Source organism: Sediminispirochaeta smaragdinae DSM 11293 (genome assembly GCF_000143985.1).
Taxonomy (GTDB): Bacteria; Spirochaetota; Spirochaetia; order DSM-16054; family Sediminispirochaetaceae; genus Sediminispirochaeta; species Sediminispirochaeta smaragdinae.
Genome location: NC_014364.1, coordinates 1,845,257 through 1,869,792 on the forward strand (window position 1 = coordinate 1,845,257; position 24,536 = coordinate 1,869,792).

At 50.9% G+C, this 24,536-nt stretch carries 21 protein-coding genes; 7 read left to right on the forward strand and 14 right to left on the reverse strand.

From position 1 onward, the window contains the following. Positions 1-72: 72 nt before the first annotated feature. From SPIRS_RS08665 to SPIRS_RS08685, 5 genes are all read left to right on the forward strand, one after another. Complete coding sequence (locus SPIRS_RS08665) at positions 73-420, forward strand: hypothetical protein (protein ID WP_013254305.1); 348 nt, start codon at positions 73-75, stop codon at positions 418-420. A gap of 207 nt (positions 421-627) precedes the next feature. After that, positions 628-1,503 carry a sigma-70 family RNA polymerase sigma factor gene (locus SPIRS_RS08670; protein WP_013254306.1) on the forward strand — a complete coding sequence of 292 codons (876 nt, stop codon included), beginning with the start codon at positions 628-630 and terminating at the stop codon, positions 1,501-1,503. 178 nt (positions 1,504-1,681) lie between these two features. Then, positions 1,682-4,348, forward strand: coding sequence for a pyruvate, phosphate dikinase (ppdK, locus tag SPIRS_RS08675; protein ID WP_013254307.1), 2,667 nt, complete (start codon positions 1,682-1,684; stop codon positions 4,346-4,348). An 86-nt stretch (positions 4,349-4,434) separates the two neighbouring features. Beyond that, positions 4,435-5,157, forward strand: a complete 723-nt coding sequence (locus SPIRS_RS08680) for an endonuclease III domain-containing protein (protein WP_013254308.1) — start codon at positions 4,435-4,437, stop codon at positions 5,155-5,157. A gap of 99 nt (positions 5,158-5,256) precedes the next feature. Further along, on the forward strand, positions 5,257-6,891 hold the full coding sequence (locus SPIRS_RS08685) for an ABC-F family ATP-binding cassette domain-containing protein (RefSeq protein ID WP_013254309.1): 1,635 nt from the start codon (positions 5,257-5,259) through the stop codon (positions 6,889-6,891). 50 nt (positions 6,892-6,941) lie between these two features. Here the strand turns inward: SPIRS_RS08685 and coaBC are convergent, their stop codons facing one another. The 5 genes from coaBC to SPIRS_RS08710 are packed head-to-tail and all read right to left on the reverse strand — an operon-like array spanning position 6,942 to position 11,870. Continuing rightward, positions 6,942-8,201, reverse strand: coding sequence for a bifunctional phosphopantothenoylcysteine decarboxylase/phosphopantothenate--cysteine ligase CoaBC (coaBC, locus tag SPIRS_RS08690; RefSeq protein WP_013254310.1), 1,260 nt, complete (start codon positions 8,199-8,201; stop codon positions 6,942-6,944). Further along, the gene (gene mfnA, locus SPIRS_RS08695) at positions 8,198-9,376 is read right to left on the reverse strand and encodes a tyrosine decarboxylase MfnA (protein ID WP_013254311.1); all 1,179 of its coding nucleotides are present in this window, start codon (positions 9,374-9,376) and stop codon (positions 8,198-8,200) included. Before mfnA ends, coaBC begins: the two co-directional genes overlap by 4 nt. A 10-nt stretch (positions 9,377-9,386) precedes the next feature. Beyond that, the gene (gene panB, locus SPIRS_RS08700; RefSeq protein ID WP_013254312.1) at positions 9,387-10,169 is read right to left on the reverse strand and encodes a 3-methyl-2-oxobutanoate hydroxymethyltransferase; all 783 of its coding nucleotides are present in this window, start codon (positions 10,167-10,169) and stop codon (positions 9,387-9,389) included. Further along, positions 10,166-10,936, reverse strand: a complete 771-nt coding sequence (locus SPIRS_RS08705; protein WP_013254313.1) for a 4-phosphopantoate--beta-alanine ligase — start codon at positions 10,934-10,936, stop codon at positions 10,166-10,168. The genes panB and SPIRS_RS08705 overlap by 4 nt, the downstream gene beginning before the upstream one ends. Beyond that, entirely contained in the window at positions 10,929-11,870 is a 942-nt protein-coding gene (locus SPIRS_RS08710) for a pantoate kinase (protein WP_013254314.1), read from the reverse strand. Before SPIRS_RS08710 ends, SPIRS_RS08705 begins: the two co-directional genes overlap by 8 nt. A gap of 76 nt (positions 11,871-11,946) precedes the next feature. Here SPIRS_RS08710 and SPIRS_RS08715 point away from each other — a divergent pair, with 76 nt between their 5' ends. Together SPIRS_RS08715 and SPIRS_RS08720 are read left to right on the forward strand one after the other, a co-directional pair. Continuing rightward, complete coding sequence (locus SPIRS_RS08715) at positions 11,947-13,674, forward strand: outer membrane protein assembly factor BamB family protein (protein WP_148224049.1); 1,728 nt, start codon at positions 11,947-11,949, stop codon at positions 13,672-13,674. A gap of 32 nt (positions 13,675-13,706) precedes the next feature. Continuing rightward, positions 13,707-15,317 carry a P83/100 family protein gene (locus SPIRS_RS08720; protein WP_245537738.1) on the forward strand — a complete coding sequence of 537 codons (1,611 nt, stop codon included), beginning with the start codon at positions 13,707-13,709 and terminating at the stop codon, positions 15,315-15,317. Between the two features lie 22 nt (positions 15,318-15,339). On the opposite strand, the gene SPIRS_RS08725 is transcribed toward SPIRS_RS08720, so the two are convergent. The 9 genes from SPIRS_RS08725 to SPIRS_RS08765 all read right to left on the reverse strand — a co-directional run bounded on the left by SPIRS_RS08725 (position 15,340) and on the right by SPIRS_RS08765 (position 24,428). Beyond that, positions 15,340-15,780 carry a ParB N-terminal domain-containing protein gene (locus SPIRS_RS08725; protein ID WP_013254317.1) on the reverse strand — a complete coding sequence of 147 codons (441 nt, stop codon included), beginning with the start codon at positions 15,778-15,780 and terminating at the stop codon, positions 15,340-15,342. 18 nt (positions 15,781-15,798) lie between these two features. Beyond that, positions 15,799-18,291: a penicillin-binding protein 1A gene (locus tag SPIRS_RS08730; protein ID WP_013254318.1), complete on the reverse strand. Its 2,493-nt coding sequence runs from the start codon at positions 18,289-18,291 to the stop codon at positions 15,799-15,801. Positions 18,292-18,488: 197 nt separating this feature from the next. Beyond that, positions 18,489-19,484 (reverse strand): PEGA domain-containing protein, encoded by a 996-nt coding sequence (locus SPIRS_RS08735; protein WP_013254320.1) that lies wholly within the window; start codon positions 19,482-19,484, stop codon positions 18,489-18,491. Then, positions 19,481-20,389 carry a LysM peptidoglycan-binding domain-containing M23 family metallopeptidase gene (locus SPIRS_RS08740; RefSeq protein ID WP_013254321.1) on the reverse strand — a complete coding sequence of 303 codons (909 nt, stop codon included), beginning with the start codon at positions 20,387-20,389 and terminating at the stop codon, positions 19,481-19,483. The genes SPIRS_RS08735 and SPIRS_RS08740 overlap by 4 nt, the downstream gene beginning before the upstream one ends. After that, the gene (locus tag SPIRS_RS08745) at positions 20,389-20,820 is read right to left on the reverse strand and encodes a hypothetical protein (RefSeq protein ID WP_013254322.1); all 432 of its coding nucleotides are present in this window, start codon (positions 20,818-20,820) and stop codon (positions 20,389-20,391) included. Before SPIRS_RS08745 ends, SPIRS_RS08740 begins: the two co-directional genes overlap by 1 nt. Continuing rightward, on the reverse strand, positions 20,804-21,787 hold the full coding sequence (locus tag SPIRS_RS08750) for a tetratricopeptide repeat protein (protein WP_013254323.1): 984 nt from the start codon (positions 21,785-21,787) through the stop codon (positions 20,804-20,806). Before SPIRS_RS08750 ends, SPIRS_RS08745 begins: the two co-directional genes overlap by 17 nt. After that, positions 21,787-22,803, reverse strand: a complete 1,017-nt coding sequence (locus tag SPIRS_RS08755; RefSeq protein WP_013254324.1) for an MlaD family protein — start codon at positions 22,801-22,803, stop codon at positions 21,787-21,789. The genes SPIRS_RS08750 and SPIRS_RS08755 overlap by 1 nt, the downstream gene beginning before the upstream one ends. A 54-nt stretch (positions 22,804-22,857) precedes the next feature. Further along, positions 22,858-23,610 carry an ATP-binding cassette domain-containing protein gene (locus tag SPIRS_RS08760; protein ID WP_245537739.1) on the reverse strand — a complete coding sequence of 251 codons (753 nt, stop codon included), beginning with the start codon at positions 23,608-23,610 and terminating at the stop codon, positions 22,858-22,860. Positions 23,611-23,651: 41 nt separating this feature from the next. Beyond that, on the reverse strand, positions 23,652-24,428 hold the full coding sequence (locus tag SPIRS_RS08765) for an MlaE family ABC transporter permease (protein ID WP_013254326.1): 777 nt from the start codon (positions 24,426-24,428) through the stop codon (positions 23,652-23,654). Positions 24,429-24,536: the final 108 nt, after the last annotated feature.

Sequence of the window (24,536 nt, forward strand, 5' to 3'; positions counted from 1 at the left end):
AAAAGCTGTAAAAAGTGTTGCTTGTCCCATGAGCTAAGTTATAGTATCTTAATGGGGGGAGAGTGTGTAGGTATGGGAAATTCTGAAAACGGTATTATCTATCACGATTTCGGGTCAAGACGATGCGACTACCCTCAGAAAGGGGGGCTTCAGCAGCGGTATCGTGAGGACTGGCGCCGCTTTTATGTTATCCAGCTTCATCAATACCTTTCCGTCAAGCGTTCCGGCCGACTCGGCAGTCAAGCCGAAGGGGATATGATTCGGGATCTGCTTGCCGTTTACTGGGAGGAGATTCTTGCCTCGGGAGTTCTTGCCGGGATGGGTCTCTTTGAAAAGATCAGGATGTTTCATGATATACAGATTGATTTCCCCTTTATCGAGGTACCCGCTCCGGAGGGCTTTATCCCTTTCAGGGGGTAATTCTGGCCCAGATTTCATCGCTTTTTAAGCTGTTGTTTCCTTTTGACACAATATTGAACTTCTTTTTGCTGATGTGCTCTTATCGTTTTTATGATATGGATTGTGTATGGATCTTGTAATTACTTATAATATATATAAATAATAATTCTGTTGTTTTGTAGTAACTTGTTGGCACGGAGTTTGCTTTATATTTACCAGGAGGACAGTATGCCTACAAAAAAGAATATAAACAGCAGGTCCGGAGATTTCGGAAATGAGAATGTTATTTCAATATATTTAAAAGAAATCAACAAGGTACCCCTTCTCTCCAGGGAAGATGAGGATCGTTACGCTCGGCTTGCTGCCGATGGTGATGAACATGCCAAGGAGATGTTGATCAAAAGCAACCTCCGCTTTGTGGTAAATGTAGCCAAGAAGTATCAGAATCAGGGACTCCCCCTGGCCGATCTCATCAATGAGGGAAATATCGGACTGATGAACGCCATTGAGCGCTACGATGTCGATAAGGGGTATCATTTTATCAGTTATGCCGTGTGGTGGATTCGCCAGGCAATCCTGAAGGCCATCAGCGAGAAGGCTCGGATGATTCGTCTGCCTCTCAATCGTGCGAACGAGCTTGTTCAAATCGAGAAGGCGAAAAAGGGGCTTCAGCTGGAAGGAAAGGAAGAACCCGAGTTTGAAGAGATCGCCCGGGTCGTCGGTATGGACGCCGAGCATGTCGCCTCCCTTGTCAATATCAGCCGTGATCTTGTTTCTCTGGAGTCTCCCATTTACACCGATCGAAGTCAAAGCGAGCTTGGCGATTTTATCGAAGATGTGGACTACAAGAGTCCCGACGAGACACTGATGGAGCAGTCGCTGAAAGAGGATATCGCCAAGGTGCTTGATACCCTTTCCGAAAAAGAAGCGGATATTATCCGTCATCGCTTCGGACTCGACGGAAGGGCGCCTCTTTCTCTCAAGGATATCGGCGATCGCTACAATCTTACCAAGGAGCGAATCCGGCAGATCGAGAAGAAGGCGATCAAGCGACTTCAGCATCCTTCTCGCCGGCAATACCTTGAATCATACATTGCCGTATAACGAGGATTTTTTTCTTGAACAAACGTGCAGAAAAAACCGGAATTCTTCCACAGTTTTCCGGTTTTTTTTTCTCTGAAACTATAGTAAAATAAGCAAAACTTGACATGTACATTGTTATGGCTTAGTTTTTATCTGCTTAGCAATTACGAAAATAATTCTGGAGGTCTATCGAAGATTTATGGCTAAAACAAAAATGATCTATTTTTTTGGTGACGGAAAGGCGGAAGGCAACGCGAAGATGAAGGATTTGCTTGGGGGTAAGGGGGCAAATCTGGCCGAAATGACCAGCATCGGTGTGCCTGTACCTCCGGGCTTCACGATTTCCACCGAGGTTTGTTCTGCATTTTATGAGAACAAACGTTCTTATCCCGCCGGATTTGCTTCGGAACTTAAAGAGCATCTTGGTTCGCTTGAAAAGCTTATGGGAAAGAAACTGGGAGATGCGAATGATCCTCTTCTTGTTTCCGTTCGTTCCGGTGCCGCTATATCCATGCCTGGTATGATGGATACCATCCTCAATCTTGGTTTAAATGATCAGGCAACGGTAGGCCTCGGCGAAAAGACCGGTAATCCGCGATTTGCCTGGGATGCATATCGCCGTTTTATCCAGATGTTTTCGAATGTAGCCATGGGCATGAAAGGGGAGGTCTTCGAGGCTATTCTCGAAAAAATCAAGGCGGATAAAAAAGTTGAACTCGACACCGAACTTGATGCCGATGACCTCCAGAAGGTTGTAACGGAATATAAGAAGGCATACAAGAAACACATGAAGAGCGACTTCCCTCAGGATCCTGTGGAGCAGCTCCAAAAGGCAATCGATGCGGTTTTCGGTTCCTGGATGAACGACCGGGCCATCCACTATCGTAAACTCAACAATATTACCGGTTTACTCGGTACCGCCGTTAATGTCCAGTCCATGGTCTTTGGAAATTTCGGTGACGATTCGGGAACCGGCGTCTGTTTTAGCAGGGATCCTTCCACGGGCAAAAAGGTGTTCTACGGTGAGTTTCTTATGAATGCCCAGGGAGAAGATGTTGTCGCCGGTATCCGGACCCCAGAAAAGCTTAGCTCTCTGAAAAAGCGAAATGCCGCCGTATATGACGAGCTTGAGGCTATCAAGGACAAACTCGAAAACCATTACCACGACATGCAGGATATCGAGTTCACCATTCAGCAGGGAAAGCTCTTCCTTCTTCAGACCAGAAACGGTAAGAGGACCGGACCTGCGGCGGTAAAAATCGCCGTTGACATGGTTGCCGAAAAGATGATCACAGAAGAGGAGGCCATCGGGCGGGTTAGCCCCGACCAGTTGGACCAGCTTTTTCACCCTGGTATCGATCCTAAAATGAAGAAGTCTCTTTCTCCCCTTGCCAAAGGGCTGAATGCTTCTCCCGGAGCAGCAACCGGCCAGATCGTTTTTTCAGCCGAAGATGCCGAGGCCTGGGCGAAGGATGGGAAAAAGGTCCTGCTCGTGCGAAAAGAAACCAGTCCCGAAGATATCGGCGGAATGGTTGCCGCTCAGGGGGTGCTTACCAGCACCGGCGGTATGACCAGTCACGCTGCTGTTGTCGCTCGTGGTATGGGTAAGCCCTGTGTCGCTGGTTGTAAGTCAGTGGTCGTTTCAGGAAAAGCCATGAGTGTTGATGGAAAGAAATTCAAGGAAGGTGCCTATCTCTCCATCGACGGTTCTACAGGTGAGGTTTTTGAGGGGGAGCTCGAGCTTGTTTCTCCCAAGATTACCAAAGACCTTGCCACCTTTTTGGGATGGGCCGATAAGGTTCGTCTCTCCGCAAAGAGGGAAGGCATTGCCGGTGTCGGCTTTCAGGTAAGGACCAATGCCGATCAGCCGGCCGATGCCAAGGTTGCTCGGAAATTCGGAGCGGAAGGGATCGGGCTTTGCCGAACCGAGCACATGTTCTTCGACGAGGGAAAGCTGGAGATATTCCAAGAGATGATCATTTCTGAAACGGCGGAGGCACGTGCTGATGCCTTAAAGAAACTGCTCCCCCTCCAGAAAAAAGACTTTAAGGGAATCTTTACCGCAATGGAAGGGCTCCCCGTTACCATACGGCTCCTTGATCCTCCCTTACATGAGTTCGTTCCCAAAACGGCTGCAGAGGTGAAAGAGCTGGCGGCAAAGCTTGGAATCAAGCCTGCCCAGTTAAAAGCGAAGGCTGAAGCGTTGAAAGAGCTCAACCCCATGCTCGGCCACCGCGGTTGTCGTCTCGGTATTACCTATCCCGAAATCTACGACATGCAGGTTGAGGCCATTATGACGGCAGCCTGTGAGGTTCAGAAGTCGGGCAAAAAGGTGCATCCCGAAATCATGATCCCTCTTATCGGAACCGTAAAAGAGCTTCAGATGCTCCGGGCCAACGCCGAAGCTGTTATTGAAAAGGTTCTTAGCCAGAAAAAGATGAAGGTTGATTATAAGATCGGCACCATGATCGAGATTCCCCGTGCCGCGTTGACCGCCGATAAGGTTGCGGCTTCCGCCGATTTCTTCAGTTTCGGAACCAATGACCTTACCCAGATGACCTTCGGCTATAGCCGAGATGACATCGGTTCCTTTATCGGAGATTATCTTGATCAGGGCGTCTTACCTCGTGATCCCTTCCAGTCATTGGATACCGAGGGCGTTGGCCAGCTTGTTTCCATGGGTGTCGAAAAGGGCCGGTCGGTCAAAGGCGACCTCAAGATGGGGATCTGCGGTGAACACGGCGGAGATCCCGATTCCATCGATTTTTGTTATCGAACCGGGCTCAACTATGTCAGCTGTTCCCCTTACAGGGTTCCGATCGCCCGTCTCGCCGCGGCCCAGGCTGTGGCCCGTAGTAAAAAATAGCTGACCTTTTGTTCTGCTAAAGGATTATCATCTACACCGCTTCCGATTGTTTCGGGAGCGGTGCCTTTTTTTATGCGAGGAAAACTGTGATAGAGCCACAGACTCTTTATCAGCTATTCATGGAACTTTACGGCCCGCGTGGTTGGTGGCCCGTGGTGACCGATGCGGGAAACCAAGGCCACGATGCGAAGGGATACCATCCCTTGGATTATAGTATCCCCGCCACGGCACACCGTCGTTTCGAAATTGCTCTCGGAGCAATATTGACCCAAAACACCGCATGGCGTAATGTCCGCCTTTGCCTGGAGTCCTTGGATGAAGCGGGGGCAATCGATATGCAGCGACTGCTCGCTCTTTCCGACGAGCGGCTTGAGGCACTCATTCGCTCCTCGGGATATTATCGGCAGAAGGCGAGGAAATTGAAAACTCTTGCCCGTTTTTTCCTGGAGAATGGCTACGGGGAAGTATCTGCCGCATCGACGCCGAGTCGCGAAGAATTGCTTTCACTTTGGGGCATAGGCGAAGAAACCGCGGATTCGATTTTACTTTACGCTTTTGGTGTTCCGGTGCTTGTCATCGACGCCTATACCCGGCGGATACTTGCTCGTTTAAAGGGTGAGGAACTCTCGGATAGGGAGATACGCGACTATCTTTCCTCCGCAACCGAGGGAAAAGCTGTAAAACAGCAACGTAGGATTCTCAATGAATTTCATGCCCTCTTTGTCGAACATGGAAAAACCAGATGTGCCAAGCGTTCCCCCGATTGCGACCATTGCGGAATAAAAGCCTGGTGTAAAGGCCCGTTCTAAGGGGCCGGAACCGTGTGTTCCGGTTGACAGCCCCGCCTCTTCCGTGAACAATGGGGCCATACTAAACAGGGAAAACCACACCGAATAAGGAATAGTTAAGTGATTACTGCAAGCAATATCATGCTCCGTTTCGGGGAGCGGGTCCTTTTTAAGGACGTTACTATCAAATTTACTCCGGGGAACTGCTATGGAGTCATAGGCGCCAACGGAGCGGGAAAATCCACCTTTCTCAATATTCTTTCGGGAGAGTTGGATTCCGATGCGGGAGAAATCATTATCAGCACTGGAGAACGGCTCTCGGTGCTCAGACAGGACCATTTTGCTTTTGATGAACATACCGTGCTTGAGACCGTCATCATGGGGCATAAGGAGCTCTATTCCGTCAAAGCGGAACGGGACGCCATCTATGAGAAGAGTGATTTTACCGAGGAGGATGGTATTAGGGCGGCAGAGCTCGAGGGGCAGTTCGCCGATCTCGGCGGGTGGGAGGCAGAGGCAGAGGCCGGACAGCTTCTTTCCGGCCTTGGTATAGCGGAATCCCTACTTGAGACCAAAATGGGGGAGCTCGAACCTGGGGATAAGGTTCGAGTTCTTCTTGCCCAAGCCCTTTTCGGCAATCCCGATATTCTCCTCCTTGACGAGCCGACCAACCATCTTGATCTTGAGTCTATCAACTGGTTGGAAGATTTTCTTCTTCGCTTTTCCAACACCGTAATCGTTGTCAGCCACGATCGCCATTTTCTCAATACCGTTTGTACCCATATTGCCGATATCGACTTTGGGAAGATCCAGCTGTACGTCGGAAACTATGATTTCTGGTATATGTCCAGCCAGCTTGCTGCCAAACAGCGCAAGGATGAAAAGAAGAGGAGAGAGGATAAGTCTGCGGAATTGAAGGAGTTCATTCAGCGTTTTTCATCCAATGCAAGTAAGGCACGACAGGCAACCAGCAGAAAAAAACTTCTCGAAAAGCTGACCATTGACGACATCAAACCATCGAGCCGCCGTTTCCCCTATGTCGGTTTTAAGCCTGAGCGGGAGTGCGGAAAAAATGTCCTTGAAGTGAAGGGGCTTTCGGCCTCCTTTGAGGGAGAGAAGCTGTTCGAGAATCTCGATTTTGCCGTTAACAGAGGAGATAAGATTGCCTTTGTCGGCCCTATGCACCAGGCAAAGACCACCCTTTTCGATATTCTCAGCGGAAAAGCAGATCCCGACGCGGGAAGCTATGATTGGGGGGTAACCATCACCCCAAGTTACTTTCCAAAGAATAATATCTCCTTTTTTGAAAATGAGATGAACCTCACCGACTGGCTCCGGCAATTTACCGAAAGCGACGATGAGGCGTGGATCAGAGGCTTTCTCGGTCGTATGCTCTTTTCGGGCGATGAGGCCATGAAATCGGTTAAGGTGCTTTCCGGAGGGGAAAAGGTGCGTTGTATGCTCAGTAAGATGATGCTCAGCGGCGCAAATGTTCTGATCTTCGATGAACCGACCAATCACCTCGACCTCGAATCCATCACCGCCTTGAACAACGGCTTGATTGAGTTCCCCGAAGTCCTCCTTTTCACAAGCCACGACCATCAGTTCGTCCATACCATTGCCAACAGGATTATCGAATTTACTCCAAGCGGTATCATCGACAGGATGATGCCCTTCGACGACTATCTGGCCAGCGAGGATGTAAGGGCCGTCCGTGATCAGATGTACCACGAGCATCTCAGGTTGACAATCTGATTTCTTGTCTCATCCTCTGTGGTTGATTGAAAGCCCCCAGCGGCTCTGGTTCAAGAACCAAGTCGCCGGGCAGCTTCAAGAAGCAGGCGCCTGGCTGCGGCATCTTTCAGGCTCAAGGGCAGGTCGATCTCTTCTCCGTCTTTGAAAAAGAGGTGAAGCTGATTGGTTTCTGTCTCAAAACCGGATCCCTCTTTTGAGACATCGTTGACAGCAATCATATCGGCACTCGCCTTTTTCATCCTCGCAAGCGCATCCTTACGAAGCTCCTCCTCGCTCACCTTATGCAGAGCCCTGAAGGCAATGAGGTAGGTTTTGGGAGAGAGTTCCTTGATCCTGTCGAGTATCTTTGGGGTCGGAGTCAGGGTGAGGTTAAGCTCCTTTCTCCCGTGGGTCGATATTTTGGTCGACGAGACCGAATCGCATTGCCAGTCGCCAACGGCTGCCGCCGCCACATAGATATCGACATCCTTTTTGTCCAGGATCCGTTTGCTGGCAGCAAGAAGAGATTCTGATGTATCGCACCTGATAAGCTCTACGCCGGCGGGAGGCTTTACACCGATCTTTCCCGCAAGAACCGTTACACGGGCTCCCGAAAGCATTGCCGTCCTGGCAATAGCCATTCCCATGCGTCCGGAGGCGTTGTTTGTGATCACACGAACAGGATCGATATATTCTACGGTTCTTCCCGCCGTGACCACGACATGCTTTCCCGAGAGCGGGGCCGAGTTCTGAAGCAAAAGAGGCAGGGCCGCGTGAAAAATGGTGTCGGGATCGGGGATCTTCGCCTTTCCCTCTTCGATTTTTGGATCAAGAACCGAGATTCCCAGTTTTCTCAGGCTTGCAATGTTTTGGACCACCATGGGATGACGCCACATTGGCTCATGCATGGCGGGGACGATCAAAAGGGGAATACCCTGACCTATGGCGGTCGTCGCAAGGGTCGTCACCGTGGTGTCGTCTATTCCTGCGGCGATCTTGCCGATGGTATTGGCAGTAGATGGCGCGATGAGAAGGAGGTCAATCTTCTCCGGAACATCCCCTGCAAGGGCGACATGTTCAATTTTGCCGGTGAGTTTTGTGATGGTTTCGTGACCTGTTGCCCACTCCATGAGGTCGGGATGGATGATACCGCAGGCGGCTTCGGTCATGACGGGGTAAACGTCGGCACCGTGACGCATAAGTTGTCTTGCCAGTTCCGGACTTTTCACCGCTCCGACACTTCCGCAAATACCAAGGGCAATCCTCTTGCCCGAAAGGCAATCGCTGGCAGTGCCGATGATATCCTTCGACGGATGATTATTCATGCTCATGCTATTATCTCCTCGAGGTCATGTAAAAAGGCATCCAACATCTTTCTGCTTACATGCGGCATTACCGTGATTCTGAGAAAGCCGGGGAAGAGGCTGAGGGCCCAGCCGCGACCTCGCAGTCGGCGGGCCAGCTCGTCTGGATCGATCCTACGATGTTTTGTGGGGCTGAACCCTACTACGTTCATTTGCGGTTCGATTACGGCATCTACACCGCTCATGGAGCGTAATCGATCGTAGAGATAACAGCTGTTTTCCATGCACGTTGCCACGGTTTCAACATAGCCTTTTCTTCCAAGACGATGTAACGTGGCCCAAATCGACGCCACCGAGGCCCCGGATCTGGTTCCCACGATGGTACGCTGTCGTGTTTTCCCTCCGGCAAGATAGCTCACTTCGGTTTCCGATGCCACCGCAGCATCGTGATTTCGAAAAACAATAGCGCCGGCCGGAATGGCACAGCGCCCCATTTTATGTGGATCAATGGTGATACTGCTAACACCCGGCAGGGAGAAATCAAAGGCTGGTGCGGTGTATCCTGCTTCGGCAAGGAAGGGCAGGACAAATCCGCCGAAGGCGGCATCAACGTGGAGAGGAAGCTTCCATGCCGTGGCCGCATCGGATATCTCGGTGATAGGGTCGACCGCCCCGAGACCTGTTGTCCCGGCAACTGCCACAAGTACCATGGTCTTATCATCTATTGCTTCGAGATATCGTTTCAGATCGACCCTGCCGTCATCCTCCACCGGAATCTTACAAAGATCAAGGTCCATGATGTCGGCGGCCTTGTCGAACGAGAAATGGGCACTTTCGGGAAGTACCACCTTCCGTTTTTCTCTATGTTTTCGTTTGGCAGCCCAGAGGGCGATAAGGTTTGCCTCTGTTCCGCCCGTGACGATTGCGCCTTCCGCGCTCCGACTTCCCAATAGACGACCCAGCATCCCGATTGTTTCCCGCTCCAGCTGCTGAAGCCGTGGATGCAGCCCCGGATCTCCTATATTTCGGTCGAGATAATGTTCATAGACCTTTGCACTGGTGGGGTGGGGAAGGGTACACATCGATCCGAGAATTCGCTCTCCCGAAAAAGAGAGATCACCCTCCAGTTTTCTGCCCAGCGCACCAAGTACATCGGCTTCCCCAGAGCCTTGAAGGGGAATTCCTTCTGTCGTATCTTCCATCGCCGCAACCTTAGTGATAGGTGTGAGCGGCGTCCGGGAAACTGCCGCTACGAACATCTTCCCCGTAGGAAGATACGGCCGAGCGAATTGTTGTTCTAAGATCTGCATAGGTTTTGACAAATTTAGCAAGATGCCCGCTGGTGAGTCCCAACATATCGTTTATGACAAGCACCTGGCCGCCGCATCGCGCTCCCGCCCCGATACCTATGGTGGGAATCGAGACCGCCGCGCTTATTCGTTCGGCAAGGGACTCGGGGATACATTCGAGGACAATGGAAAAAGCGCCGTGCTCTTCAAGTCTTTTTGCATCTTCTATCATGACTGCGGCGGACTCGGCATCCTTGCCCTGAACCCTGAAATTTTCCGCTGTCTGCGGAAGCAGTCCGAGATGCCCCATTACGGGAATTCCCGCAGAGCTAAGGGCCTCACAAACGACAGTATCGGCTCCTTCGAATTTTACTGCGTCCCCTCCCGCGTCCATCAGCCTCTTACCATTTTCGAGGGCCAAGGCGGCGTTCGAAAAGGAGCCGTAGGGCATATCGGCAACAACCGGCATATCCGGTGCCCCACGGCGTACCATAGCGGTGTGGTAGGCCATGTGTTCGACCGTCACCCCTTTGGTCTCGTTTTTTCCCTGAACAACCATACCAAGGGTATCGCCGACGAGAATCCAGTCCGCCTTCGCCTCCTGACAGATGGATGCAAAGGTTGCGTCATAGGCGGTGATCATCACGATAGGCGTTTTACTTTCCGTTACTTTATGCTTTTCTTGCCACTGCAGAATTCTATTCATGATGCATCTCCCGCAAGGGCTTTAAGTCTGGCCGAAATAAAACGCAGGGCCTCTGCAAAGGCCTTGTCATTGTCGAATCCGTCGAGAACGGTCAGACATTCGGTTTTGTTTAGTTTTTTGAGTTCGATCGCCGCCCTGGTCATTGCCGGGACCGCTCTGACGATATGATCCATAATAGAGATCGAGGCGGTTCTGCTGGTGCGGCTCAGGGGATTCAGATCAATGGTGATAACCCGTTTACCCATCTTCACAAGGGCCTCGGTCCTGTCTCCATCCTCAAGGGGAACAAAGACAGTATCGGCAATTAAGATTCCCTCCGAATCGACCCGCTTGCGTTCGCTGCCTATCTCCGGAATTTGACCTTGGCGGGCTTCATCGGTGCCGAGGATTTCTCTTGCCCCGGCCTTTTCCATTAGCTTTGTAATGGCCTCTATCCGCTCCCTGCTGCGGTAAAAAAGATTAATCTCCAGTTTTGCCCCGGTAGCTTCGGCAAGCTCGACCATCGCTTCGGGACAAAGAGCAGCAGCATTTCCATTTAGAGAAATGATCGGCCGCTCAGCAGTCAAAAGTGCCGCTGCCGCAGCCCTGATCGGTCCCAGCACACAGTCGGGAGTTTTTTCTCCTATCAAATAATCAAAGGCCTCTCCCCGCCCGTGGGCAATCAATCCTTCGGGGGCAAGGACCTTTGCATCGACCATATCGACAAGGTGTTCCCTCATCCGAATCGATTCATACCGGGGATGATCTTTCGGTAAAAATTCACTCATGGATAACACATCCTCCCTGTTTCGACGAGGTAGTGGTAAAAAGATACCCCTTTTCCTCGCTTCTGGAAAGAGCCTGCGCCTCTGCTTCGGCACTCTCCCTGTCGGGAAACAAGGCAAAGGCGGCATTCCCGAACATTAGCATTGCCGTAGGCGTCCCAATTGCGTCGAAGTGATCGAAAAGCCTGCGCACTTCGGGGGTAATGAGCCCTGAACGTTCATCAAAGGCCCTACTTGCCCAGAGAAAGGCTTCGAGCGTCGGAGTGCGAAGAAGATCTTCGATCAGCTTTTCACCGGTATCGTTGATACGTCGCCTGATATCGGGATCCGAGAGGGCGGAACTTGTCGAAATTTTACGATAGACGACGAAAAGAAGGTTGAGATCGCCGGAAATGGGTATCGATACCACCTCGCCTGTTCCGGGAGCCCCCGGTTTCCTGCGAATTTCAACACCGCCACAGAATTCACCAATGACCGTTCCGAGTCCTGTCTTACACAGGACTTCGGCGCGATGGGCCATTGTACCTGCCTCCTCTGCGGAGAGGGGAGAACCAAGGGCTCGGTTAAGAGCCAGCGCCAGGCTGAGAGCCCCTGCTCCGCTGCTTCCGAAGCCGCTGCCTTGCGGAATTTCGATCGAATGAGATATTTCTCTGATGACAACATCCTTCAAAAGGGCGGCATCTTGAAAGAGAGCGATGAGCCTCTTGCTTACCACAAGGTCGCTACGTTCTTCGCCGTTTGAACGGTAGATTGTCTTCTCCTCGGCACTGTCGCCTCCGGACTGTGAAGCGGAGGAGAGCGTGACCGTGGTCGTTACCCCTCTTGCAATGGAAAAACCGGCCCCGATCGAGCCCTTGCTGTCTATTGAATCCTCATCGTCCCGTATGGAAAAGAGTCCCGTTATATGTCCTGGGGAAAAAGCCTTTGCAGTAATCATAACCGGATCAACGATACTTCAGCAGGAGGGAAAAAGTCAATCGACAATCGATCGATACTGTGATATGAGATGTAGAGTGAGAAAATTCGGAAGCCTGCTTCTCATTATCCTGTTGTATGCTCTCTCCCTCGTTTCCGCCGATCCACTCTCTTTTGAACAAAAGAAGATTGCGGTGGGCGGGCGGGTCACGGGGTGCCTTGCCGCAAGGCTTGTACCGGCGTTCTGGTTTACCTCGCGCGACCGCTACCTCTACCGATATCGCGAGGGGGATGAGGCCCCTGTTCGATGCAGGCTTCCCGATAGGGCCGCTTCATCTCCGGTAGAAGGGGCCGAGGGGAAGATCTATCTTCTGCTGGAGGACGGCAGGCTTTTCGCGGCCACTCCCGGCTGTATCGGGGCCTGGTTCTTTCAAAACCCAAAGGGATTTCTTTCTCCCATGGCGGGGGAAGGGGACGGGACGCTCTACTTAGCGGGGAAAGGTGGAGGCCTTTTTGCCGTGGCCCATACCGGAAGGCTTCGCTGGTCTTTGCAGCTTCCCTCCCAGCCTCGGAGTGGACCGGTACTTGTACGAACCAAGACGGGGGAGAGACTCATCGTGGTCTCATGCGAGGGGCGTAGAAGCTATGCCTATGGTACCGACGGGGTCCTGCGATGGACCTTTCTCTCTGCCGGCGAGGTCCTTTTTCCCAAAAGCGATGGAAGGCGACTTTTTTTACCGACGGATGCGGGAACCATTACTGCGGTGGATGATAGCGGCGTTCTTATCTGGGAGCACCAACTGCCTGCTCTCGCGGCCGACTGTGCCGTCGATGTGAAACGGGGGCTGCTCTTTATCGCCGATAGGCTTGGCAATGTCACATGCCTCGATGCCACCTCAGGTACTGCTGTCTGGGAATTCCCTGCAGGTCGTGCCATCTTTTCCCTTGTGGTTCTTCCCGATTCTCATCCTGCGGAGAGGGAAAAAGAGGCAGCCCTTGCCATCTGTGCAGAGGCCGGCGGGATCGTCTTCACGGATGAAGCAGGCAGGGTTCTCAACCGGATTTCAACCCCTGCACCGGCGGCTCCTCTTTCGACGGATGGGCGAGGTCTTCTTCTCTTCGGGGGAAGTGATTGGCTTTTTCGCCTCTATCGTTTTTCTTCCGGTTCCTCAGCCTCTCAAGACGCCGAGGACGAGGGAGAACCGAAACCTCTTTTTTCGATAAAAGAGCCTCCCTTTGACTTTCATTATCTTCAATCCATTGCAAGCTCTGCAGATCGCAACGGCCAGGTCGCCGCTTTGGCGGAAATACAAGATCGACTTGAGTCCGGAAAACCAGATCGCGGCAGCTCCTATCTTCCTATACTGCTTCACTATTTTGCAAGCGCCGCCATTGATTCTCCGATCAGGGAGGGGGGAGCCCTTCGAAATGATTTTCCCACTCTCCGCATTACCGCCGTCAGGATGCTTGCTCGATACGGACATCCCTCTGCTTCCCGAGTCCTGTCACGTTTGATCCGGTATGAGTGGGATCCTTCGGTCCGTATTGCCGCCTATCACGCATTACGTACCCTGTTGGACGACCCGGAAGGCGATGCAAGGGCTGCGGTTCGGGACCGCTTGTCTTCGATGGTCAATAGTAGAAAGGATGAGCAGGAGGTCTCTGCCGCCAGCGATGCGCTTTTTTACCTCGCCGCCTACCATGGGGGTCTGGAAGAGAAGGATCTTGAGCTGTTGCTTGCCGTTGCCTACGGCCCCTTTGGAAGGGAAACGCGGTCATCGGTGCTGGATACCCTTCGACAGGGCGGAAAAAGACGATTATACTAAGAGAAAACATGGGGAAAAAGAAAAAGGAGTGTATGATGAAAGGATTTCCGCATCTGACGATGCGTTTTGTCGGTCTGGTAGTGGCCCTCTCGGCCGCACTCCTCCTACCGCTTTCGGCGCAGGAAGTGGCAACCGGTGAGCTTTTCACCGTCAAGGCCGGAAGTGTTGAGTTCCTGAACTACGAGGGGCCTCATCAGAAGATTGAGAGTGCCGGTCAGATTCGGGGAATAGGTGCGGCTATGGCCGAGGGGAGAAGTTCCTCCTATCTCGGAAAATATCGCATCATCTCGATAGTTCCGAGCTCTCCCGATGTGCTGGGTGCCGATATCGTTGAAATACTTGATGGGGCGCTTGTCGACCATATTGATAATGTGAGGCGCATCCTTTCCGGTTTTGTGGCCGCAAAGTACGGCTATGACCAGGAGAAGGCCGATACGATTGCGCTTTTTACCACCTACTATAATGCGGTTCACCGTGGTGATCTTGAATATGTTCGTTCCCGCTACACCGAGGCGGTCCTCTCCCGTTTGGATGAGAAGAAGATGGGAATCTCCACGAGCTACAAAGAGTGGCCGGGAAATACCCAGATGCTTATCCCTCTATCGCTGGATGGAACGGGGAGTGCCCGGATTTCCGCCGATACCGTAGGTGGGGATGAAGTTGTCCAGGAACTTCGAAGCGATGAATCGAAACAAGGGCTTGATGATCGGAAATCGATGGTGGAGTTGCGGGAAGATCAGCTTGAAGAAGATAAGGCAGCCACCGCAGAAGAGCGAAATCAGCTTGAAGAGGATACAGTTGATCTGCAGCAGAAACAAGAGGCTGCGGAGGCTCAGCAGGAGGAGATTGACCGTCGTCAGGACGAGGTTGCTTCGGCCCTTGAAGGGGCGGAACCTGGCAGTACAAAGGAGGCTGAGCTAAAGGGGCAGCAGGAGGAGCTGGCGAAGCAGGAAGAGCAGGTTCAGGCGGCCAAACAGGAGCTCGAAGAGCAGCAGCAGGCGCTGGATAAACAGGAAGAACAGGTTGCCGCCAAGGAGAAAGAGCAGGCCAGTCGGGAAGAGGCAATCGGGCAGGAGCGCGATCGGATTGCAGGGGATGAGCAAAAGACGATTGCAGAAGAGGAGGCTGCCGCCCGCCAAAGGGCCGCCGGTGCAACTGCTCCGGGGTTTACCTTTATGCATGTACGGGAGGAAAACGGGATTATCCTTTCCTCAATGGTTATCTACGACTCTGAAAGCGGAAAAGAGCGGGGACGCTCCGCTGTCAATGCCATTCGCGGTAGAAAAGTCTATCCTGTCTCGGGTGCTTATCTTGCCGTTGTCGGCATGGATGCCCCTCCCAAGGCTGTGAAGCTGATGCTCTTGAATAGTGATGATCTTTCCGTGTCTTCGGAAAGTGAACAGCATCTCTACGGAGAAAGCTGGGTGTTGTTAGACAATCAGCGTGCATATGTGGTGGCATCCTTTGACGGAATATGGAAGATAGCTGCCTTCGACAGTGGCAATCTGAGCTTGTTGGCACAGTCCGATGTTGAGGTTGACCCGAATACGGTCATTCAGAAAACAGGAAAGAATATCATTGTAGAAAGCCGGGATGGATCACTTCTGAAGCTCGATCCCGAGGGCCTTTCCGTGGTTCAATAGAAAAAGGGAACCGAAAAACATTTTACAGGGGACGGTCCTGCTTTTTGTCAGGCCGTTTCCTTTTTTTCTTTCGTCCATCCCCACCGAAAAGCATGGAGAAGAATCTCTTAATTGCATTCCATATTCTACGGAACACGGAGGGATGTTTCAGTTTGTCGAGACGATTGTAGCCATCGGCAAGTTCATCGGCCGCAAGGCTTCGACGGTGGAGATTTTCCTCGATCTCAAGCTCCAGCATCTGTATGTCCGTTTCGACATTGACAACCCTTGCTTCGATACTTCTCCAACCCAGGGCCTTTGCCGCCTCCAGGCGGCGGTGGCCAGCGATGAGCTCGCCGTCCTGGTTGACGACAATCGGATTCATAAGGCCGAAGGTCCTCAGGCTTTCCATAAGCGGTTTTAGATCTCCGAGTTCCTTTCTGATACGCTTTCCGATATAGATCTCTTCGATTTGCTTATTCATATTTCCCATCCACTCAACTTATTCAAGCAACGGATTGTAATCGGGGGTGTCGTTTCCTCCGCTTCCATCGTCGGAGAAATTGATGTCGGGAAGCGTTGAGCTGTCAAACAACGAGTCGCTTGTGTCTACATTAAAATCCTCGATGGTGAGAATATCTTGCAGATTACCAACCAATTCCTTATCCCGCTCCTGTTCAAAACTATGTATGGGGCAAAGCTGTTTTGGTTCCGTACCCGCAATAAAAACCTCTTCAATGGTATGGTCGCATAGTTTCGTGGGCAGCATTCCCGATTCGGCACAAACCCTGACGGTTACGATGCCTGAGGGCCTTTCAAACTCCTTTGGTTCGAGCCCCGCATGGACCTTTTTCATATATTCAGCCCAGATCGGTCCTGCGGCAGTTGCACCGGTGATCTCACGACCAAGAGAGTTGCCGGGAGTATCGAATCCAAGCCAGACTGCGGTGGTTATGTAGGGGCTGAATCCCACGGTCCAGGCATCACCCCAGTTCTGGGTGGTTCCTGTTTTTCCCGCCATGGGCATGCCGTCGAATCCTCCCACGTTGATGCGCCTCCAACGCAGCGTTCCGAATTCAACGGTACTTTGGAGCAGGCTGACCATGATATAAGCGGCCTGAGGCGACATGATCTGGAGGTCCTTTCCCCGGTTTTTCTGCATTTCACGCAGCCGTTCTTTTTCCGGTTCAAGAATGGTATTACCGTTTCGGTCGAGAACCTGGGTAATGGCGATAGGCTCAATTCGTTTTCCATGATTGGGAAAGGTCGAAAAGGCCTGCACCATATTGATCGGAGCTACACTGGTGACACCAAGGCCGAGTGGATAGGAGCGGGGAAAGAGTACACGATCCTCTTTCCTATCCTCCATGCCAAGTAGTTTACTTATTCGGTCGATGGCAGTTTCGAAGCCGACTCCCTCAAGCACCTGCAGACTGGGTACATTCATCGAGGTGGCAAGAGCATACCGCAAGAGAACCGATCCATCCCATGTCCCAAGATAATTAAGGGGTTGATAGGAATTCCCCATATCGTCGTAGAAAACGATGGGACCGTCATAAAGCCGTGTTGCGGGGGTAAACTTGCCCGAAGAGATCGCCGCAGAGTAGTAGAGAGGCTTGATGCTGGAGCCTGGTTGGACCTTTGCATCGACAGCCCGATTGTATTGCTTTGTTTCGAAATCACTTCCACCTACCATAGCGAGGATGTGTCCGTTTCGGTGATCCATGGAGATCAAGGCGCCTTCAATGAAGTTTTTCTTGATCCTCGATGACTCTTTTGTCCCGGCAAATCGTGCAACACTCATGATGTCATTGGAGCCGAACAATAGCGAAAGAGCCTCAAGGGGAGGCTGAAAGTTGGTGTAGAATGAATCTACAGCGGCTTTTTTCTGCTTTGCCCCGGCCACTTTCATATCTTCGAGATTAAAGGTGAGGGCAAGCAGATCCGCTATCGGGACATAAACGTCGTCGGCGATCGAAAGCCTTTTTCCTTTCAGCGTACGATATTTTTCATTGACATCCACGAAGGCCTTACTCATGATCTCATCGGCGATACGCTGATAGCCGAGATCAAGGGTGGTATGCACGATATAGCCGTCTTTGTTGATGTCGACAGCACCGTAGAGCATATCGTTGAGTTTTATACGTACGTATTCCGAAAAATAGGGTGCCTTACTTTCATTGTCAAAGTAGGCGCTTGCAATATTCGAGCGGGAGAAATCGTAATTGTTCCAGTAATTCTGGAAAGAGACCTCGGCTTCCTCCCTCGTCGTAAAACCGTTGGCAACCATCTGGTCCAGAACATCTTTTTGTCTGCTTCTGGCCCGTTCGGGGTGATTAATAGGGCTGTACAGGGCTGGACTTGCAAGCTGTATGACGAGAATTGCCGATTCGGCGACGGTAAGCTCTTCAGCACTGTGGCCGAAGTAGAACCTGCTGGCCGCTTCCACCCCATAGGCGTTATGTCCGAAATACATATCGTTGGCATACAGCTCGAGTATTTCATATTTTGTCAGATCCCGTTCAAGTTGGAAGGCATACCAAAGCTCTTTAAGTTTTCGAAAAATCGATATATCGGTCCTGTCGGCATAGTAGCGCCCGGCAACCTGCTGGGTAAGAGTACTGCCCCCCGAAAAGTAGCTACCGGTAAGAACATTCCATGCGGCCCGGGCTGTTCCCCGAAAACTGAAGCCATGGTGTTGGAAGAATGTAAGATCTTCCCGGCTGATCAGGGCAAGGATCAGCGTCTTCGGCAGTTTCGTGATGGGAACGATATCCCGCTTCTCATCGGAAAAGATCTCCGTGATGAGCTCCCCGTTACAATCTAGAATCTGAGTTGGAAGGGCAGGTTCAAAGTTTGTGAGGTCCCCTTTTATATCGGTATTGAAGGTCTGAGACAGGACAAAGCCCGTGGAAAAACCGACCACAAGTGAACACAATATTGTCAGCGCCATGATAATCTGGGCCTGAATTCGGCGTTTTCTGGAACGAATCATAGCTGTTACAGTAGGGAGGAACGGCGGAGTTGTCAAGGGAATGCCGAGGGGGGGGATGCCCTAACAAAACCCGACAAAAAAAGGCCGATTCGGGGAGAATCGGCCAGGTGGTGTGCCGTCCGCAATGCATAGTAAACTGGGAGGGGAACTATAACATTGCTTCCGACATTTTTATTATCGACTATGAAAGAGAAAACTTAATGGTCTTCTATAAGAATATCAAAAAAGAGCTCAATATTGTAGTTTTTTCCGCCGTTTACGGTGAATTTTCTGCTTAGCTGATAGTCTCCGAACCTGAAAAGCACCACATGCTCTCCAGGAGAAATGGCAGTCTCTTCCCCAATCGGCTGATTAAGCTGTTTTCCGTCGATGAATACCACGGTACCTGTTGGTGCACTGATGGTATAATGACTTTCAAGAAGCTCGGGGGCTATTGTCAACTCCGTCGTTTCTCCCTTTGTGATGTTAAAGGTACGATTTTCCTCTGCAAAACCGTGAATATTCAAACGGAGAGTATGAAGGCCACTGCTGAGTTTGAGCTTTTCGGCCAATTCCTTCTCTGCATAGCGCTTATTATCGATCAAAAACTGTGTATCTTCTTCAATCGGTTTTTCGACGCCCTCGGGAAGCTCTATAGAGAGGGTGAGAAACCCTACATCCTCCAACAAAAGATCGGCCGAAATACCGATATCGGCACTGAGTAATTCCGAGGGAAGCCCTTTCATAATGGGGACAATCTGAAGAATCAGGGGAAAAGAGTCTATTGTGATCTTGTGATCGGGAAGAATAAGCCCCGGCCCTCCTTTCCCTATTTCATCACTAAGAGGCAAGCGAAAAAGGAGCTTACCGGAGGGGGGGAGAAGACCTTGATAGAGTAATGTACCCCGGAGTTGCTGCATCCCTTCGGTCGGAGCTGTGGAAAGTCCTCCATAGAGAGAAAGTGCAAAACTGTCCCTATAGCGGAGAAACGGTCTGGGAATCGTCAGCAGGACTTCCACTGACTTTGCAATGGGGTTTTTCACCGGATCAATGGCAACCAGTTCAAAGAGCCTGAAGTGGCCTTCCTCGCCCGGTGCAAGGGTAATAGTCAGCTCACCCCTTACCGTTTCCGCATATGCATCAAAGGAAATCAGCAAGAGTGAGAGAACCAATATGACGGCAATGGGTGCTGTTCTGCTTGTCATCGTATTCATTTAGAAATCTCCGGTAAGAGATTTTGGGGATCCCTGGCCATTCCTCCAAAGCGGATTTCAAAGTGAAGGTGAGGACCTGTCGACCTCCCGGTATTCCCTACGCTACCGACAATCATATCTAATCTTACGGGGCTTTTCAATTGGACATTGACGCTTTTCAGGTGACCGTACACCGTTTCATACCCTCCCTCGTGAGAGAGTATCACATAGTTTCCGAGCACACTATCGTAACCGGTCTGCTCAACGATACCGGAGCGTGCAGGCATAACAGGGGTTCCCTCGGGAACGGCAAGGTCTATTCCGTGATGGAAGCTTTGATCCCCGGTAAAGGGGTCGCGTCTCATCCCAAAACTACTTGTGAGAATCGACCGCCTTACCGGGAGCCTGAAGAGGATCCCCAGGAAATAGGCCCGCTGAAGAGCATTGAATCGCTTTTCCGGAAAGAAAAGGAAGGGGCAGGAGCTTCCATCTTTGCTTCTGATGAGAATGTGCATCCCTTCGGAAGCTTTTGCAAGCATTGCAACGGAGAGAATTTCAAGATCACTTTCGGCCTCTATCGCAAGAAACAGCCCGGGCTGATTCGGTATCAACAGTGGCTCATCCGGCAGGAGGGAGGAGTCATCGAGACGGTTAAGCGAGGCAAGGGTATCATAGGGGAGCGAGCATCGGGCGCTAAGCGAAAAAACATCTTCACCCTCCTGCGGGGTATAGCTAAAAAAAGCGAGAGGAGGACGCGCATCCCCCGTCGCATCGGCTCGGTAGGATGCCTCGATATCCTCCATCAATTGGGCATATAAAGGATCTCCCCTTTGAAGCGTCGTAATTTGTGGATAAGGTAAGGCGACAAGGGGAAACGTGGAGAGGATTATCAGCGTAAAAAAAAGCGATATTCCTTTTCTAATCATTAACTCCGTCCGGTTTTTACCCTTGTATCACTGAATAAAAGTCCTGCCATTCCAAGGGTGGGGAGGGCCGCAATGATTGCGGGAATGACCCTTGCTGAAGCAATAAAGCCTGCTACAAAGTAGAGGAGGACCAAGAGGAGAATAAGCTCTATGATCTTTTGGGTGAAATGCTTCAGTTCCTCGCGAGACGTATCCGACAGCCTCCTTATCGCTTTCCAGATAAGATAGAGAGCTATCAAAGAGAGTACAGCAGTAGTATAGACGAGGGGATGCCGAGTGGCGACAAACCAAAGCGGGAAGGTAATAAGAAGCGCAAATAGTCCGATTCCCAGTAAAAAAACAAGAAATGAGACGATAGTACGAAAAAGTCTGACGTAAAGGCCTAAGAACAGGGTTAGCCAATGTCGTTTTTGATTATTCGATCTCATCATCCGATCGTTTACCTCTTTGTTCAAGTTTCTGTGCGGCCGCTTCGTAGCGCGAAGCGTTCTCTTCATCTCCCAGCGCTTCGGCCAATGCCGACAGGCGATACAGGACCTCTATTGCCGAATCAAGACGCTCCATCGCCTGATAGATCATGAAGCATTGGCTAAAGGATGTATAGGCTTCATCGTCGTCGTTTCGCTTTTCGGCAACTATAGCGATGGCGTAAAGGTCGTCGGCTATGGCGAGGCTGCGTTCCAAAGCTCTATCGATCAGCAGTGCTTCCTGAAGAAGTTCGTCAGCCTTCCCATACTGTCGGCCTGCACTGGCCACCGAGGCAAGCATGTAAAGGTTGTTGGCCTCTTCTTCCCGAGCCTTCTCCCGGCGATTAATGGCAAGACTCAATGAGAGCAACTCTTCGGCTTTCTCCAAATCCCCCTGCCGCCTCATCAAAACCCCACGATCGTGATAGACTACGGCGCGCTCTCTCGTATACTGTTTTCCGTCGGGCGGGAGGATTTCTGTAGCCTCCTGGAGCAGTATACCCGCTTTCTCCTCGTTATCGATTGCAAGGTAGAATTCTCCAAGGAGGATTTTCCCTCTGGCCTGTTTTCCGACAAGTTCCTCCTTTTCCGCAAGCATCAGACCATCGGAAAAGGCTTGTCTTGCCTCTTCAAACGCTTTCAACTCGAGATGACATCGTCCAATATCGAAATAACTATCAATGATACCCTCTCTGTTGTCGGCAAGAATCTGCTGATGAAGAGCATAGGAGAAGAAGGTTAAGGCATCCTTGTATCTGCCTTCGGTAAAATATTCCCTTCCGAAACTTGCGAAATCGGCTGCCTGAGCCTTTTTCCCCTTTGTCGGCGTCTGCTCCTTTGGCAACGACGAGCAGGCGGATAAAAGCAGTACCGCCGCAAGAAGAATACTAAAAAGAAAACTACATGCGCGAATACCCTTGCCCCCTTCCATCAAAACTCTCCGTCCCGCAAACCTCCAAAGGTTGTCGGCTGGGCGGTGGTTTTGGGGATCCCTCCCCGAAGCAGGGGGTTGTTTTTCAACCCGGTAAGCACATCCTCGCCTTGGTTTATCGCATCGATGGTTTGGTCGAGCAGGGTGCTGATTTGCGGCTGTTTTTCATTGGCAAAGGCAAGAAGCATCCTAATTTCTTCGGCCGAAGAGGCAAGAGAATGAAGGATATTGCTCATCATTTTATAGAGTTCTTCATTATCATTCAGTAATTTCGCCACCGATCCCTGCGGGTTAAGGAGCCTTGTAACAATACCTGTCGTATCCTTGAGACTTTCGGTAAGGGTTTCCACATTATCGAGAATGGAGCCGACCGGAACAACGGCACCGTCACTCATTGCTCTGACATTGGCGGCTATGGTGTCGGTCTCTCTGATAAGCGAACCAAGGGGAGCCTTGTTTTTTCCGTGTACCAGGTCGTCGATACTAACCAGAAGTGTATTCAGTGAATCGATTGTCGGCCCGATCCTAACCAATATATCGGAAACGGCGTCGCTTCCCTTGGGTATGGAGACTAAAGACTGAGCAACCAGCCTTTTACCTTCTTCCATATCAAGGGAAGGTATCATCGAATTCTCCGGCAGCGGCGGCCCCTGGCTCTTTCCCGGATAAAAAAGGAGTCCGCTACTGCCTATTCCCAGGGGATTGACCGCCAGCTCGAGAACGGAATTGGGGGTTACCTTTGAGTAATAGGTATCGAATATATGAAAATCAATCATGACGGTATTGTCCTCAAGCAGGGTAACCGAATCCACAGCCCCTATCTTGAAGCCTTTCAACTTTATAGGCATACCGTTTGAAAGGTTGTTTCCCGATTCAAATCGGCTGGTAAAGTGATAATCTTTTGAAAACCAACGCTGGTTGATACCCATCAGAATCAGCAAGCCGGCGACTGCCAACAACGCAAGAAGAACGAAAAAACCGACGACCTGTTCCGCAAAGCGGATGTGGAATTTCATTCTGGTGTTACCCCCGAAGCCTTTCCGTCATACTACCTCTGCCTTCATTCGGTGTCAAACATCTTCAAGCAGGTTGAGGATATCGTCGTCATAGCTGGAAACATGTTCCAGAACCGAAGCTAAGACCCCTTTCGTTACGGGATGATTGCTTCTTTTTACCACATTAAAGGGGCCGGATTCTACGATTTTTCCCCTGTCTATGATGAGCAAATGGTCGGCCAGAAGTGAGACGAGGTGTGAAGAGCCGCTGCTGATGATCATGGAGGTGCCCTCGATTTTCAGCTTTTTAAGCAATTCCAAAACCCTTGCCTCCGAAGCTGAATCAAGATTCAAAAGCGGCATATCGATGAAAAGCAGCTTCGGATGTGAAACGATCGCCCGTGCAATACCGATCATCTTTTGTTCGCCGCCGGAAATCTGGCTGGGACGCCTTTCCGGCTTGTCCCGATACCCGACCTCGGCCATTGTTTCCAATACCTTCCCGGATAATTCTTCCCCAAATATATGCGGGAAATGTACCTTGAGAGGAAAGGCTACATTCTCAAAAACCGTTTGGTTTGCCCAGAGTGCGGCATCCTGAAAAATAAAACCGCTGTTTTTACGAAAGGCCTCTTCTTCCCCTCGCTTGAGTTGAAAAAAGCTTTTTTCATTGACTCTGACGACTCCCGAAGTGGGCGTGAGCAGACCAGCGGCAAGTTTCAGCAAGGTACTCTTACCGGAACCGGAGAAACCGAGAAGAACCGTAACCGATCCGGGAGAAAAGACGTGATTGATCTCCGAAATAATCTCGGTATCTCCGCGCATCATACAGACCGAATCCAAGCTGATGGTATACACTTGCGGCTTCCTTAGAGATAATAGATAAGGGTGATCAATGCATCGGCAACGATAATCAGTACAAAGCTTTGTACAACAGCCTTTATAACCACCTGCGGGACCTCGGTGGAGGACTGCTCCACCCGAAACCCGTTGTACGTAGCCGAGAGTGCTATGATTGCACCGAATATGAGGCTCTTGATCATGCTGGAAACAATATCAACCGAACGGATATGTGTAATCAAATCATACATATAATCACGCATAGGAATCGGTTGGATGAAGCTGGTAACAAAAAAAGAAGCGATCAGGCCGAAAAGGTTAAAATAGATATTGAGAAGAATCATGCTGAATATCACGCCGAGGAAGCGTGGTACGACCAGATAGGAAATGGGATCGACTCCCACCGAGGTATAGGCCTCGATCTGATGGCTTACCACCATTTGCCCCAACTCGGTGGCAATTGCGGTGCCTGACCGGGCAATGATGATAAAGGCACAAAGCAAAGGTCCCAGTTCCCGCATGATGACCGTGATAAGAATCGAATAGATCAGCTCTCCCTGGCCGAACTGAGGAAGCAGATCCACACCGTAGACGATAATGACACCACCCAATATCAAGGCAATAAGACTGATGACTCCCAAGGCTTCGACGCCGGTAAACAACAGCTGCATCACAAGAACCCTGTAGCCGATCTGCCTGCGCCTGAAAAAGGGAACCGATTCCTTGATCGTCCGAAGGAAAAAGCCGCAGGCGTAAAAAAGTTCCCTGATAGAAGCTATTACCCTATGGCCAAGCTCTTGAAACATGTGCCAAGTGTAATCCAAGGCCCATCTTCAGGCAACATGCTATAATGCCTGCGCCTCCTTGTGCCGATAGAAGAACTATAGTTCCAAAGCGGTTGACACAGATACAAG

Bases quoted from the DNA above. Each gene is read 5' to 3' on its own strand.
- SPIRS_RS08670 (WP_013254306.1), top strand. From the start codon at position 628: ATGCCTACAAAAAAGAATATAAACAGCAGGTCCGGAGATTTCGGAAAT.
- mfnA (WP_013254311.1), bottom strand. From the start codon at position 9,376: ATGGAAGATACGACAGAAGGAATTCCCCTTCAAGGCTCTGGGGAAGCC.
- SPIRS_RS08665 (WP_013254305.1), top strand. From the start codon at position 73: ATGGGAAATTCTGAAAACGGTATTATCTATCACGATTTCGGGTCAAGA.
- SPIRS_RS08740 (WP_013254321.1), bottom strand. From the start codon at position 20,389: ATGATTAGAAAAGGAATATCGCTTTTTTTTACGCTGATAATCCTCTCC.
- SPIRS_RS08710 (WP_013254314.1), bottom strand. From the start codon at position 11,870: ATGATTACTGCAAAGGCTTTTTCCCCAGGACATATAACGGGACTCTTT.
- SPIRS_RS08720 (WP_245537738.1), top strand. From the start codon at position 13,707: ATGATGAAAGGATTTCCGCATCTGACGATGCGTTTTGTCGGTCTGGTA.
- SPIRS_RS08765 (WP_013254326.1), bottom strand. From the start codon at position 24,428: ATGTTTCAAGAGCTTGGCCATAGGGTAATAGCTTCTATCAGGGAACTT.
- SPIRS_RS08705 (WP_013254313.1), bottom strand. From the start codon at position 10,936: ATGAGTGAATTTTTACCGAAAGATCATCCCCGGTATGAATCGATTCGG.
- SPIRS_RS08745 (WP_013254322.1), bottom strand. From the start codon at position 20,820: ATGATGAGATCGAATAATCAAAAACGACATTGGCTAACCCTGTTCTTA.
- SPIRS_RS08730 (WP_013254318.1), bottom strand. From the start codon at position 18,291: ATGATTCGTTCCAGAAAACGCCGAATTCAGGCCCAGATTATCATGGCG.
- SPIRS_RS08735 (WP_013254320.1), bottom strand. From the start codon at position 19,484: ATGAATACGATGACAAGCAGAACAGCACCCATTGCCGTCATATTGGTT.
- SPIRS_RS08760 (WP_245537739.1), bottom strand. From the start codon at position 23,610: ATGATGCGCGGAGATACCGAGATTATTTCGGAGATCAATCACGTCTTT.
- SPIRS_RS08755 (WP_013254324.1), bottom strand. From the start codon at position 22,803: ATGAAATTCCACATCCGCTTTGCGGAACAGGTCGTCGGTTTTTTCGTT.
- SPIRS_RS08725 (WP_013254317.1), bottom strand. From the start codon at position 15,780: ATGAATAAGCAAATCGAAGAGATCTATATCGGAAAGCGTATCAGAAAG.
- ppdK (WP_013254307.1), top strand. From the start codon at position 1,682: ATGGCTAAAACAAAAATGATCTATTTTTTTGGTGACGGAAAGGCGGAA.
- coaBC (WP_013254310.1), bottom strand. From the start codon at position 8,201: ATGAGCATGAATAATCATCCGTCGAAGGATATCATCGGCACTGCCAGC.
- SPIRS_RS08750 (WP_013254323.1), bottom strand. From the start codon at position 21,787: ATGGAAGGGGGCAAGGGTATTCGCGCATGTAGTTTTCTTTTTAGTATT.
- panB (WP_013254312.1), bottom strand. From the start codon at position 10,169: ATGAATAGAATTCTGCAGTGGCAAGAAAAGCATAAAGTAACGGAAAGT.